This window comes from Streptomyces sp. WY228 (genome assembly GCF_019287315.1).
Taxonomy (GTDB): Bacteria; Actinomycetota; Actinomycetes; order Streptomycetales; family Streptomycetaceae; genus Streptomyces; species Streptomyces caviscabies.
Genome location: NZ_CP079114.1, coordinates 2,388,139 through 2,400,819 on the forward strand (window position 1 = coordinate 2,388,139; position 12,681 = coordinate 2,400,819).

The following is a 12,681-nucleotide window of genomic DNA, read 5'->3' on the forward strand; positions in this document are numbered from 1 at the left end:
GAGACGAGGAAGAGGAAAGCCCGTCATATCGGGGTTGTGGTAGATACGGAACCGGGCGCGGCGAGGCCTGGAGCGGACGTTAGAGTGGGATTCCGGACTGTGGCGCAAACATGCTCCTGTGCACAGCACGGTTCCCTATCAGTCGATCGACGGGGGCCGCGTGGGCCGTTCACGCTACGAGGAGATCGCCGAGTCGCTGCGGCAGGCGATCCGGAGCGGCGTCCATCCGCCGGGCTCCCGGCTGCCGTCCGAGAGCGACCTCGCCGCCCGGTGGGAGGCCTCGCGCGGCACGGTCCGCCAGGCGGTGGCGCTGCTGGCCTCCGAGGGCCTGATCGGCTCCCGGCAGGGCGCCCGGCGGGTGGTCCTGCGCCAGGAGCGCCGGCAGAGTTTCGAGCAGCTCAACAGCTTCGCCCAGTGGGCGCGGGCGATGGGCTGCGAGGTCTCCAGCCGCATCCTGACCCGCACCACCCGCCCCGCCACCGACGAGGAGGCGGCCCGCCTGGACACCGAGCCGGGTGCCGAGATCCTGTACGTCCTGCGCCTGCGGCACCTGGACGGCGAGCCGGTGATGGTCGAGCGGACGGTGTACGCGGACTGGGTGGCCCCGGTGGTCCGCGCGCTGCCGGTGGACTGCGTCTCGATCATGGACAGCATCGCGGAGCGGGCGGACATCGTGGCCCACCACGGCGAGCACCTGATCGACGCGGTCGCGGCGGGCAGCGAGGACGCCCGGCTGCTGCGGATCCGCCGGGCCAGCCCGCTGCTGCGGCAACGCCATCTGACGTACACGGCGGCGGGCCGGGCCATCGAGTGGACGGACGACCGCTACCGGGCGGGCAGCGTCGTCTTCAACGTGATGAACAGCGCGGCGGCGGCGCCGCTGGAGCGGCGGGCGGGGCCGAGCGTGGGCGGCTGAGCTCGTTCGCGTACGGACTCAGCCGTCGTTCGCGTACGAGCTCGGCCGCCGTTCGCGTACGGGCTCAGCCGTCGTTCGCTTCGCGTGCGGGCTCAGCCGCCCGAGGTGTCCAGCTCCGCGTCGGCGCTGATCCCTGCGCAGTCGTACGGGTCCTTCAGCCAGCCGTCCGGCAGGACGACCCGGTTGTTGCCCGAGGTGCGGCCGCGCGGTCCGTCGGCGCCGTCCGGCCAGGGCTGGTCGAGGTCCAGTTCGTGCAGCTGGCCGGCCAGCTCCTCCAGCGAGGAGGTGATCGCCAGCTTCTTGCGCATCTCGGAGCCGACCGCGAAGCCCTTGAGATACCAGGCCACGTGCTTACGGAAGTCGATCACGCCGCGGGTCTCGTCGCCGATCCACTCCCCCAGCAGCGTCGCGTGGCGCACCATGACGTCCGCGACCTCGCGCAGGGTGGGCGCGTGCCGTTCCGTACGGCCCTCCATGGCACTGACCAGGTCGGCGAAGAGCCAGGGCCGCCCGAGGCAGCCGCGTCCGACCACCACCCCGTCGCAGCCGGTCTCCCGCATCATCCGCAGGGCGTCGTCGGCGCACCAGATGTCGCCGTTGCCGAGGACGGGGATCTCCGGGACGTGCTCCTTGAGCCGGGCGATGGCGTCCCAGTCGGCGGTGCCGCCGTAGTGCTGGGCGGCGGTCCGGCCGTGCAGGGCGACGGCGGTGACGCCCTCCTCGACGGCGATGCGGCCCGCGTCGAGGAAGGTGATGTGGTCGTCGTCGATGCCCTTGCGCATCTTGATCGTGACCGGGAGGTCACCGGCGTTGGAGACGGCCTGGTGGAGGATGGCGCGCAGCAGGGGCCGCTTGTACGGGAGCGCGGAGCCGCCGCCCTTGCGGGTGACCTTGGGGACCGGGCAGCCGAAGTTCAGGTCGATGTGGTCGGCCAGGCCCTCGTCGACGATCATCCGGACCGCCTTGCCGACGGTGACCGGGTCCACTCCGTACAGCTGGATCGAGCGCGGGGTCTCGGCCGCGTCGAAGTGGATGAGCTGCATGGTCTTCTCGTTGCGCTCGACCAGCGCCCGCGTGGTGATCATCTCGCTGACGAACAGCCCCTTGCCCCCGGAGAACTCCCGGCACAGCGTCCGGAACGGGGCGTTGGTGATGCCGGCCATCGGGGCCAGCACGACCGGCGGCTGCACGGTGTGCGGGCCGATGCGGAGCTGCGGGAGGGCGGGGGCGAGCGTGGTCATTGCTCCATTGTCGCGTACGCCGGACGGGTGGCGGCCCCGGCCGCCCCTGGTTCGGCGTCCAGGGCGATCCGGTGCAGCCGCTCCAGCCGGGTCCGGGTCTCGGCGTCCACCGGCGGGTAGCTGACCATGCGCGGGCCGCTGAGGGGGCCGAGCCAGAGGTTGGTGTGCTCGACGTACAGCAGCCCCACGTGGGCGTTGCGGATGTACTTGGTGCGGCCCTGCTGCTCGATCACCTCATGGCGCTCCCACACCTCGCGGAACTCCGGCGACCGGGCCTCCAGCCGCCGCACCAGCGCCTTCCAGGCGGGCTCGGCCAGATGTCCGGCCATCGCGGCGCGGAACTTGGCGGCCATCGTCCGGGTGACCTCCGGCAGATCGACGACCGAGGCCCGCCAGTCGTCGTGGGTGAAGGCCAGCAGCAGGCAGTTGCGGTCCTCGGGCGGCACCGCGTCCAGGTCGCAGAGGAGCCGGGCGTAGGTGCGGTTGTACGCGAGGACGTCGTACCGGCTGTTCTGGATGCAGGCCGGAATCGGATCCAGCTGCTCCAGCATGGTCCGCAGCGCCGGGGTGACGGTGGGGCACTGGGTGCCGGGGGCCGGGTCGACGGCCTCGGCGAGCGCGAAGAGGTGGCTGCGCTCGCTCGGGTCGAGCTGCAGGGCGCGGGCGAGAGCGTCCAGCACCTGGGCGGAGACCTGGATGTCCCGGGCCTGTTCGAGCCAGGTGTACCAGGTGACGCCGACCGCCGAGAGCTGGGCGACCTCCTCGCGGCGCAGCCCGGGGGTGCGGCGGCGCCGGCCCCGGACCAGACCGACCTGTTCGGGGGTGATGCGCTCGCGGCGGCTGCGCAGAAAAGCGGCGAGCTCGTGCCTCCGGGCGTCGGACGCGGACTCCTCGCGCTCCTCGGGGAGCGCGCCGGTCGCGGACGGGCGGGCGGCTGCCATGGTCGTCATGCCTCCAGCGTGCCGGGCGCCCCGGCCTGTTGCCAGGTACTGCTTGTACCAGGATAAAAACACTCTGGTACCACGTTGGGTTCGGCGGCAGAGTCGACGGCGTGAGTGAATCATCCGTACACACATCCCTCACGCCGGAACGGGCCACCCCCGCCACCGGCGAACCCACCGGCCCGGTCCGCCACGACCACCCCACGCCCGTGCTCGGCGCGCTCGGCCTCTTCACCGTGCTGCTGGGCGCGGCGCTCCCGCTCATCGACTTCTTCATCGTGAACGTCGCGCTGCCCACGATCGACCGCGATCTGGACGCGGGCCCGGCCATGCTGGAGCTGGTCGTCGCCGGCTACGGCCTCGCGTACGCCGTGCTGCTGGTCCTCGGCGGACGGCTGGGCGACATGGTGGGCCGCAGGCGGCTGTTCCTGATCGGTATGGCTGCCTTCGGGATCACCTCGCTGGCCTGCGGGCTCGCCCCGGACGCCTGGACGCTGGTCGGCGCCCGGGTGGCGCAGGGTGCGGCCGCCGCGCTGATGCTGCCTCAGGTGCTGGCGACGATCCAGGCCGCGACGCGGGGCCCGCGCCGGGCCCGGGCGATGAGCCTGTACGGGGCGACGGCCGGGCTGTCGATGGTCGCGGGCCAGATCCTGGGCGGGGTGCTGGTCGCCGCCGCCCCGATGTCCTCGGTGTTCGGCGAGAGCGCGGGCTGGCGGTCGGTGTTCCTGGTGAACGTGCCGGTGGCGGTGGTGGGCCTGATCCTGGCCGCCCGCGCGGTCCCGGAGACCCGCTCGGACCGCCCGGCCCCCGTGGACGTACCGGGAACCCTGCTGCTCGCCCTCTCCCTGATCACGCTGCTGGCCCCGCTGACGGAGGGCCGGGCGGCGGGCTGGCCGCTGTGGACCTGGGTCTCGCTGGCCCTCTTCCCCTTCTCCGCGTACGCCTTCTACCGCGTGGAGCGGCGGGCCGACCGGCTGGGCCGGGTGCCGCTGGTCCCGCCGAGCCTGCTGCGGCTGGAGTCGCTGCGGCGGGGCCTGGCGCTGGTGGTGCCGTTCTCGATCGGCTTCGGCGGCTTCATGTTCGTCATCGCGGTGGCGCTCCAGCAGGGCCTGCGCCTCGGCCCGGCGGCGGCCGGCCTCTCGCTGGCCCCGATGGCGCTGGCCTTCTTCGGCGCCTCGCTGGCGGGCCCGCGCCTGGTACGCCGGTACGGCACCCGGGTGGTCACGGCGGGCGGGCTGATCCAGGCGGTGGGCATCGTCGTCCTGGCGCTGACCGCGCACGTCGCCTGGCAGGGCCTGGGCCTGTGGGGCCTGCTGCCGGGAGTGGCGATCGCGGGCCTCGGCCAGGGTCTCCAGCTCCCCGTGCTGTTCCGGATCGTGCTCTCCGACGTACCGCCGGAGAAGGCCGGGGTGGGCGGCGGCGTGATGACGACGACGCAGCAGGCGGCGCTGGCCCTCGGAGTGGCCACGCTGGGCACCCTGTTCCTGGCCCTGGCACCGGGCCTGGGCATGCGGGACGCCCTGGTCGTGACCCTGCTGGTGCAGTTGGCGGCGGTGGCACTGACGGTCGGGCTGAGCCTGCGGCTGCCGCGCACGGTGGCGTGAGCGGCGGGGGCGGCGCGGACGGGCTGCCGGTGGCACGCCTACGCGCCGGGCGCGTCCTCGGTGGGCATGAGGCCGTCGGCAGGCCGCCCACCTCAGGTGGCACGCGCAACCCCTGAGTTCGCGCGGGCTCGTCCTCGCATGACGTCGGACCGAGGCCCGGACGACCCTCGGGCTGTTCGGCATCGGCGCTCTGGGCCTCGCCATCACCGTCTCGGGGGTCGTGGCGTACTTCCAGAAGCGCTGAGATCACCCTCCACCGTCCGGCCGGAGCGGGCGAGGCCCCGGAGTCCATCCGCTAAGGTCCCCGGGACCGGGTGGCCGACGTGTGCCGACGGCTCGCCGCGCTACCGGACCAGGACACGGCCCGCCCGGACCCGATGTACCGCCTGATCGCCAGTCAGAAGACAGACGTCAGAACACGGACAGCCCGGTGAGCGTGGTGAAGCGGTCGAGGGCCGACACGCCCGCCACCGAGTTGCCGCGCCGGTCCAGGCCCGGGCTCCACACGCACAGGGTGCACACGCCGGGCACGATGGCGATGATCCCGCCGCCGACGCCGCTCTTGCCGGGCAGCCCCACCCGGTAGGCGAACTCCCCGGCCGCGTCGTACGTCCCGCACGTGAGCATGACCGCGTTGACCTGCTTCGCCTGGCTGCGGGTCAGCAGCGCCGTACCGTCGGCCCGGACGCCGTGCCGGGCCAGGAATCCGGCGGAGAGGGCCAGGTCCGCGCAGGACGCCTCGATCGAGCACTGCCGGAAGTAGGCGGAGAGCAGTTCGGGGACCGGGAGCGTGATGTTGCCGTAGGAGGCCATGAAGTGGGCCAGCGCGGCGTTGCGGTCGCCGAAGGCCGCTTCGGAGGCGGCGACCTCCGGCATGAAGTCGATGGCGGCGTTCCCGCTCTCCGAGCGCAGCAGCTCCCGCACCTGGCCGGCCGCGTCCCCGGTGAGCGCCTGCAGCCGGTCGGTCACCACCAGGGCCCCGGCGTTGATGAACGGGTTCCGGGGGATCCCGTTCTCGTACTCCAGCTGTACGAGGGAGTTGAAGGGGTTGCCCGAGGGCTCGCGGCCCACGCCCCGCCAGAGCTGCCCGCCGTCCAGGGAGAGCGCCAGGGCCAGGGCGAACACCTTGGTGATGGACTGCGTGGAGAACGGCTGCTGCCAGTCGCCGACCCCGTAGACGGTCCCGTCCGGCTCCGCGACGGCCATGCCGAACCGGCGGGGGTCGGCTCCGGCGAGCATCGGTATGTAGTCGGCGGGGCTGCCGTGGTCGTCGAGTGCGGCCATCTCCTCGGCTATGCGGCTGATGACGGCGCTGAAGCGGTACGAGCCGGCGCTCGGGGCTGCGCTGTCCGCCCGGGGGGCGGCGGAGGCGTGGGACACGGCGTTTTCCTGACGGGGAGGAGGAGCGGGGAGGCCCGGCGGGCGGGAGACCGTCCACAGTCTGACCCGCCCACCGGAGGCAGCCAAAACGCCTCCGTCGCCACGCTCCACACGCCGCGTGACGCGCACCGTGCGCCGTACGCACGCGCCGTTCGCCATGCGCCGCACGTCACTCGCCGCACGTCACTCGCCGCACGCCACGCGCCGTACGTCACGCGCCGTACGTCACGCACCGCGCGGGTTCGGGGTCATCCCGCTGACGGCGGTGCGCCCGTCGGGGCTCCGCTGGGCGGCTGCCCGCCTCCGCCCGGGCCCCCGCCGCTGCCGCCTTCCGGCCCTCCGCCCGATCCTCCGCCCGGGGCGTTGCCTCCGGTGGGTTCGGTGCTGGTGTCGATGGGCACGGTCAGGGTCGCGGTGTAGCCGGCTTTCGGGGACCCGGTGGTGGCGGCGAGCTGGTGGACACCGCCGTCGTCCCCGAAGACGTTGTCGGTCTTGAGGGTGAGCTGGGCGAGGTTCTCGACGGAGGACTCGTAACCGGCCGTGGCGAAGACGCTGTCGCAGACCTTCTTGGGGAGCGCCAGCTGTGAGGTCGACAGGCGCTTGTCGTAGTCGGTGACGGAGTCGAGGTCGGGGTAGACCTCGAAGTGCACATGCGGCCAGCGCCCCGGGTAGCAGGCGGGGAAGACGCTGACGAACTTCACCCGGCCCCGGTCGTCCGCCACCTGTACGCCGCGGAGGTAGTTCTCGTTCTCGACCCCTTCGGAGTACAGCGAGTACGCGCCGTCCCGGTCGCACTGCCAGGCGTAGACGGCCGCACCGGCCATCGGCTCGCCGCCTTCGACGATGTCCAGCACGGTGAGTTCGAAGGTGAAGGGGATTCCCTCGGCCGTCGCGCTGGAGTCTCCGAAGCTCGACCGGATGTCCTGGCGGACGATGCCGTCCTTGTCCAGGACGTTGACCCCGTTCGTGCCGTCCGCGGGGTACGGGCCGTTCGTCTCGTCGGGGATCTCGGTCAGCGAGGAGGCCGCCGAGGCGGAGGCCGAGGCGGAGGCGCCGTTCGCGGACGTGGAGCCCGAGCCGCACGCCGCCAGAGCGGCCATTCCGCCGACCCCGCCGAGGAAGCCCAGGATCCTTCTGCGCGAGTGCAGGGTGCCGAGGTCGAACCCCAGCCCCTGATCGACGACCTCTTCCTCCGGATGTGGCAGCAGACGCCCTTCGTAGGCGGGGCCTTCGGGCGTCATGCCGGGTTTCGGCTTCCTCATCGCGTGTGCGCCTTCCGTCAGCGGTGCCGGGACAACGGGGTACGTCGACCCCGCTGCCCACCATCGCGGCCGGACCCATGACGGGCCTCGGAGCCGCCTGTGCACACGCTGAGAATGGCCGCCGCAGGGGCCCCGGGCGTCCGTCGCCCGGGCCCTGTTCTCACGGGGTGTCCCGGGCCCCCGGTTCAGTGGCCGGGCAGCGCCTCGGCGCCGGAGTGGTCGATGACGTTGCCGTTGGAGCAGTTGGTCACGCGGTGATGGGCCGGTCGAGGCGGGCCACCCCCCAGGCCGCCTCGATCATCCGGAAGACCTCGTCCACCGCCGCCTCCGGATCGGCCGCCTCGCGGGCCAGCGCGTACGCGTCGATCACGAAGCGGGCGATGGTCCGGCAGGCGATCGACGTCTCCGGTACGCCGAGGTCGGCGGCGAGGGCCGCACCCAGCGACTCCGCGTGCCGCAGCCGCATCGACTCCTCGTACTCCCGCAGTGCCGGGGACGACTCGATCATGTTCCAGACCGGCGCGGCCTCGGGCGCCGTGCAGTGGCGCACCAGGGCGTGGACCTCGCGACGGAGCGCGGGGATCAGCGGCTCGTCCGGAGCGCGGTCGGCCACCGCGCGCAGGAGGCCCTGCTCGAAGCCCGGGTCCTGCTCGAAGACCAGCGCCTCCTTCGAGGCGAAGTGGGAGAAGAGCGTGGTGACCGCCACGTCGGCCTCGGCGGCCACGTCGCGGATGCCCACGGCCTCGTAACCGCGTTCCAGGAAGAGGCGCAGAGCGGTGTCGGCGATCTTCTGACGGGTCGCGGCCTTCTTGCGTTCACGGCGGCCGGTCTGCTCGGTCATGACGTGACGCTACCAAATCCGCATACGTAACCGATACAAAAAGCTAACCGTTAGTGTTACGGTCGGCCGCATGAAGAAAGTGACCTTCGCCGCGTTCGGCGGCCCCGACGTCCTCCGCCTCGTCGATGCCGAGGAGCCCCACGCGGGCCCCGGCCGGATACGTGTCTCCGTGCGCGCGGCGGGGGTGAACCCCGTCGACTGGCGGCTGCGCGAGGGGCAGGTCCTGGGCGCGCACCCGATCTCGCTGCCGTCAGGGGTGGGGATCGATGCCGCCGGGGTGGTGGACGAGGTCGGCGAGGGCGTCGAGGGGGTGGAGATCGGCGACCACGTCTTCGGCGAAGGGGCCGGCACGTACGCCGAGTTCGCCGTGCTGTCGGCCTGGGCCCGGATGCCCGAGGGCCTGACGTTCAAGGAGGCGGCCGGCTACCCGTCCGTGGTGGAGACCGCGCTGCGCGTCCTCCGCGAGGTCGGCGCCCGCCCCGGAGAGACGTTGCTGGTCAGCGGCGCCTCCGGCGGAGTCGGTTCGGCGGTGCTGCAGATCGCCCGCGACCGGGGCATCCCGGTGATCGGCACGGCGGGGGCCGCCAACCAGGACTACCTGCGCGGCCTGGGCGCGCTCGCCACGACGTACGGCGAAGGCTGGGTCGAGCGGGTGCGGCGGCTCGGCCCGGTCGGCGCGGCCCTCGACCTGGCGGGCTCGGGCGTGATCCCCGAACTGGTGGAGCTGACCGGCGATCCGGCGAAGGTCGTCTCCATCGCCGACCTGGAAGCGCCGCGGTTCGGCGTCCGGTTCTCCGGCGTGGCGGGCAGCGTGCCGGACGCCCTGGCCGAGGCCGCCACGCTGATCTCGCACGGCAGGCTGCACATCCCGGTCGAGAAGTCCTACGCGCTCGGCGACGCGGCGGCCGCGCACGCCGACAGCCGAGCGGGCCACGCCCGGGGCCGCCGCGTCATAGTCATCTGACATGGAGACAGGCACATGCCCGAAGAACCCACGGCAACCACGACGACCACGCTCGACGGCGTACTGACCCGCCTCGTCCCGACCACGGAGGACGATCTCGACCTGCTGGCCGGGTGGTTCGCCTCGCCGGACTTCGTCACGTACTGGGGCGGCGTACCGCTGTCGCGTGACGAGGTGGCCGAGAAGTACGTCGGCCGGCGTCGGCCCCGCGTGCAGTCCTATCTCGTGCTCGCCGAGGGCGTGCCGGTGGGCTACGCCCAGTTCTGGCACGCGGACGCACCTGAGGACGGCACCGAGAGCGGCACCGAAGGCGGCATCGACCTGGTGCTTCAACCGGTCTCACAGGGACGGGGGTTGGGCCCGGACGCCACGCGGGCGCTGCTGGCGCACGTGGGCGGGGAGCTCGGCTGGCGGCGCGTGACCGTCGATCCCGTACGCGAGAACGTACGGGCCGTACGCGCCTGGGAGAAGGCGGGGTTCCGGCAGGTGCCGGGCGAAACCGGGGAACCGCTCCTGGAGTTCCGCTTCCCCGAAGGCCGTCGGCACTGACCACGACCGCTGACCGCGACCGCTGACACGACACCACCACCGCCGATGCCCCATCGTGATGCGCGGCTGTACAACCCCGCGTGGACACCGGCTGTCTGTAAAGCGTCCGGAGGGTTCGGCCTCCGGCGCCTTTCCGTACGGAGATCGGGGATCAGGTGGGAAAGCGGGTCTGGAGAGCCGTCGTGGCCGGCGGTGCGGCGGCGGTGTTCACGGCCGTGGCCGCGGTGCCGGCCGGGGCGGCCGAGGGCGGGGCCTCGTTCAGCCGTATCCAGGTGAACGGCGGCAAGCCGATCGTGATCGGGACGACGAAGGAGGTCGCGGTGCCCGCGTCCTTCCGGATGACGACCACGAAGCAGTGGAAGGCGCCGGGGCTGTTGTTCCTCCACCGCAACAAAGGGGAGGAGCAGTTGTGGCACTCGATCGAGACGAACGACTGCCCCACCAAGGGCCCGGGCATCTGCGACATCAACGAGCGGATGTACTTCGACCCGAGCGTGTGGGACATGCGCAACAGCGAGGCCGGGGCATGGCGGGTCGGGGCCCAGGTGCACTTCAAGGACGGCAGCGGTGACACCGACGACAAGGGCATGGCGGTATACGTCAAGCGCAACTCCCGCCTGACCGTCAACGCCGCGCCCGAACCGGTGGCCAAGGGCAAGACCATCACCGTGACCGGAAAGGTCACCCGGGCCAACTGGGAGACCAGGAAGTACGCCGCCTACGGGGGCCGCCACGTCAGCCTGCAGTTCAAGCCTTCCGGCTCCTCCTCGTACACCACGGTGAAGAAGGTGTACGCGAACGGCTCGGGCAACCTCAAGACGACCGTGAAGGCCGCAAAGACGGGCACCTGGCGCTGGTCGTACGGCGGCAACACCACCACCGGCCCGTCGAAGTCGTCCGGTGACAACGTCGTGGTGAAGTGACACCCGTCCGTACCCGGTGGGCCGGCGGGAGTCGGCCCACCGGGTACGGATACGGCCTAGGGTGGCCCCTCATGGACCACCACCCCACCGATTCCCTGCCGTTGCTGGAGTTGCTGTGCTCCGCCGACGAGATACGGGTCCCCGGCGAACTCACGTCGTCAGGCCCTCACGAGCACGCTCCCGACGCGGTCGTGGACGCCTACGTGATCGACGGCGGCCGGCTGCTTCTCACCCTCTGGCACGGCCGGCTGCACGAGGTGATCTACCAGACCCCGGCGGAGTCCGGAGAGGACGCGGCGCGGCGCAACGACCGGCTGTTCGCGCACTACGGACAGGGCGAGGGCTGGAACGAGATTATCGACAACGGCTTCGGCAAGACCTATCGGGACGCCGGTCAGCGAAGGTACGCGCTGTGGAGCTATGTCATGGACTTCACGACCTTCGGCACGATGGAATTCCATCAGGTCAAGTGGTAGCCAGGCAGCACCCGGCCGAAGGCGAAGCGTGCGGCGGCTTCGGCGGGCATGACCGACCGGCGGCGGCCCGGCACATCGTGGACGGCGGCCGCCCCCTCGGACCGGAGCCGGTCGGCACCGGCGTCACGGCTCATCACGGCCGCGTAGGCGCGGACGTCCGCCGTGGTGAGGTCCGTGCGGCCCCGCTCGGCGTACTGCTGGAGGAGGTCGGCGACATCCGGAGCGAATCGCAGGGCGGTCACCGGGGCGTCGAAGCGCCGGGCGAGGGCGATGAGTCGTGCGCGCGCCTGAGGCGTGACGTTCGTCGACTCGGCGATCACGGTGCGCCCGGCGGCGAGCCGGGCGACGATCCGGCGGTCACGCTCCTCGAAGATCCGCGCATCCGCCGCGTCGGAGTCCGTCGGCTCCGGGCCACCCGCAGCGCCGAACAGCTCCGCACGGATCTCGTCACTGGACACCGCGGCCTCCGCCTCGATCTGCCCCCGCTCGACCAGCGCCCGGACGAAACTCGTCTTGCCGGAGGCGGGCGGGCCGACGAGGACGACGAGTCCGGCCGGAATCCGGATCGCGGACGCATGACCATCGGGGCGGAGGCCGCCGTCTGCGCGGAGGCCGCCGTCTGCGCGGTCCGGTGAGTTGTTCGGCATGAGCCCCATCCTGCCGGGTACGGCGGCGGGCCCGGCCAAGTCCGGTGGAGCTGCACCGCACCGAACCCTTCCTGGCAGGATGACGCCGCCCGGGTCCACGGCCGCGGCTTCGACAGAGAACCTGAACGACGCGAGGAGCGCCCTGACATGACGACCGGTCTGCTTCGAGGGCCCTGGGGCGTGGTCCTCACCCTCGCCAACCTGCTCAACGCCTACATCGCGTACGGCGCTCTCATGATTCAGCCGCAGGGAGTCTGGGACGAACACACCCTGACGGGCATCGAGTTGGCATCCTGGTTGCTGATCGTGTCGGGGGTGCTCACAGCACTGCTCACGGCGTCCCCCGTGTCGCGTCGCACTCTCAGCCGTTGGTGGCTGGTGCCCCCGCTCGCCTTCCTCGTCGCGGGCGTGGCGCGTCTGCAGTACATCGGTTACGCGTACCCGGTGGGGAACGGCGGCTGAGCAGCGAGGCGATCCCGGCTCCTCATCACGCGTCGCCCGACCCCTCACCGGCGCGTCGCCCGACTCGTCACGACCGCCTGCCCACCGTGGCCCCTGCCCTTCGCCGGCCGGGCCACATGTCGTCGTACGCGGCGTCCATGAACTCCTTCTGCGGCTCACGCAGCGCGGAAGCGTCGCTCACCTCGCCCCGGGCCGCCTCGGCCAGACGGAACGCATAGCGATAGGTGGCGCCCCGCAACCCTTCGCTCCTGGCGGCCAGATCGATCTCCGCCTGTGCGAGCCAGAGTTCGTCGACGAGCGGCCCCAGCTCATCACCGACCGGCCTGCCGCCTTCCTCCGTGCGCGGCAGGGCCGTCTTCTCCACCTGCGCGGCGACACCGAGGAACTTCAGTACCGCGTCCTTGAGTTCGGCACGATGCGCGGCCGACTCCTGCACCTTGAGCTGTCGGGCGCTCACCCGCGACAGGAGGTACTG

Annotated in this window: 14 protein-coding genes; 7 read left to right on the forward strand and 7 right to left on the reverse strand. The window is 72.1% G+C overall.

The features are described from left to right. Positions 1 to 160: 160 nt before the first annotated feature. Positions 161 to 916 carry a GntR family transcriptional regulator gene (locus tag KV381_RS10330; protein ID WP_030622106.1) on the forward strand — a complete coding sequence of 252 codons (756 nt, stop codon included), beginning with the start codon at positions 161 to 163 and terminating at the stop codon, positions 914 to 916. Between the two features lie 92 nt (positions 917 to 1,008). Here the strand turns inward: KV381_RS10330 and dusB are convergent, their stop codons facing one another. Together dusB and KV381_RS10340 are read right to left on the reverse strand one after the other, a co-directional pair. Then, a complete protein-coding gene (gene dusB / locus KV381_RS10335) occupies positions 1,009 to 2,157 on the reverse strand; it encodes a tRNA dihydrouridine synthase DusB (RefSeq protein ID WP_030622103.1) in 1,149 nt (382 codons plus the stop codon). Beyond that, positions 2,154 to 3,107, reverse strand: coding sequence for a helix-turn-helix transcriptional regulator (locus tag KV381_RS10340; RefSeq protein WP_373461011.1), 954 nt, complete (start codon positions 3,105 to 3,107; stop codon positions 2,154 to 2,156). The genes dusB and KV381_RS10340 overlap by 4 nt, the downstream gene beginning before the upstream one ends. A 101-nt stretch (positions 3,108 to 3,208) precedes the next feature. Between KV381_RS10340 and KV381_RS10345 the strand changes: the two genes are divergently transcribed. After that, complete coding sequence (locus KV381_RS10345; RefSeq protein WP_373461012.1) at positions 3,209 to 4,702, forward strand: MFS transporter; 1,494 nt, start codon at positions 3,209 to 3,211, stop codon at positions 4,700 to 4,702. Between the two features lie 411 nt (positions 4,703 to 5,113). Here the strand turns inward: KV381_RS10345 and KV381_RS10350 are convergent, their stop codons facing one another. The 3 genes from KV381_RS10350 to KV381_RS10360 all read right to left on the reverse strand — a co-directional run bounded on the left by KV381_RS10350 (position 5,114) and on the right by KV381_RS10360 (position 8,185). Beyond that, positions 5,114 to 6,082 carry a glutaminase gene (locus tag KV381_RS10350; protein ID WP_218785097.1) on the reverse strand — a complete coding sequence of 323 codons (969 nt, stop codon included), beginning with the start codon at positions 6,080 to 6,082 and terminating at the stop codon, positions 5,114 to 5,116. A 248-nt stretch (positions 6,083 to 6,330) separates the two neighbouring features. Beyond that, a complete protein-coding gene (locus KV381_RS10355) occupies positions 6,331 to 7,344 on the reverse strand; it encodes a 3,4-dioxygenase subunit beta (protein WP_306438144.1) in 1,014 nt (337 codons plus the stop codon). Between the two features lie 247 nt (positions 7,345 to 7,591). Then, positions 7,592 to 8,185, reverse strand: coding sequence for a TetR/AcrR family transcriptional regulator (locus KV381_RS10360; protein WP_030078000.1), 594 nt, complete (start codon positions 8,183 to 8,185; stop codon positions 7,592 to 7,594). A 70-nt stretch (positions 8,186 to 8,255) separates the two neighbouring features. Between KV381_RS10360 and KV381_RS10365 the strand changes: the two genes are divergently transcribed. The 4 genes from KV381_RS10365 to KV381_RS10380 all read left to right on the forward strand — a co-directional run bounded on the left by KV381_RS10365 (position 8,256) and on the right by KV381_RS10380 (position 11,097). Beyond that, a complete protein-coding gene (locus tag KV381_RS10365) occupies positions 8,256 to 9,149 on the forward strand; it encodes an NADP-dependent oxidoreductase (protein ID WP_218785098.1) in 894 nt (297 codons plus the stop codon). Between the two features lie 15 nt (positions 9,150 to 9,164). Then, positions 9,165 to 9,698: a GNAT family N-acetyltransferase gene (locus KV381_RS10370; RefSeq protein ID WP_103539059.1), complete on the forward strand. Its 534-nt coding sequence runs from the start codon at positions 9,165 to 9,167 to the stop codon at positions 9,696 to 9,698. A gap of 155 nt (positions 9,699 to 9,853) precedes the next feature. Then, entirely contained in the window at positions 9,854 to 10,621 is a 768-nt protein-coding gene (locus KV381_RS10375; RefSeq protein WP_098024384.1) for a hypothetical protein, read from the forward strand. Positions 10,622 to 10,692: 71 nt separating this feature from the next. After that, on the forward strand, positions 10,693 to 11,097 hold the full coding sequence (locus KV381_RS10380; RefSeq protein WP_103539061.1) for a hypothetical protein: 405 nt from the start codon (positions 10,693 to 10,695) through the stop codon (positions 11,095 to 11,097). Here the strand turns inward: KV381_RS10380 and KV381_RS10385 are convergent. Beyond that, positions 11,082 to 11,744, reverse strand: coding sequence for an ATP-binding protein (locus tag KV381_RS10385; protein WP_218785099.1), 663 nt, complete (start codon positions 11,742 to 11,744; stop codon positions 11,082 to 11,084). The genes KV381_RS10380 and KV381_RS10385 overlap by 16 nt on opposite strands. A gap of 147 nt (positions 11,745 to 11,891) precedes the next feature. Between KV381_RS10385 and KV381_RS10390 the strand changes: the two genes are divergently transcribed. Beyond that, complete coding sequence (locus KV381_RS10390) at positions 11,892 to 12,206, forward strand: hypothetical protein (protein WP_032785432.1); 315 nt, start codon at positions 11,892 to 11,894, stop codon at positions 12,204 to 12,206. Between the two features lie 67 nt (positions 12,207 to 12,273). On the opposite strand, the gene KV381_RS10395 is transcribed toward KV381_RS10390, so the two are convergent. Beyond that, complete coding sequence (locus KV381_RS10395) at positions 12,274 to 12,663, reverse strand: hypothetical protein (RefSeq protein WP_230543882.1); 390 nt, start codon at positions 12,661 to 12,663, stop codon at positions 12,274 to 12,276. Between the last annotated feature and the right edge of the window lie 18 nt (positions 12,664 to 12,681).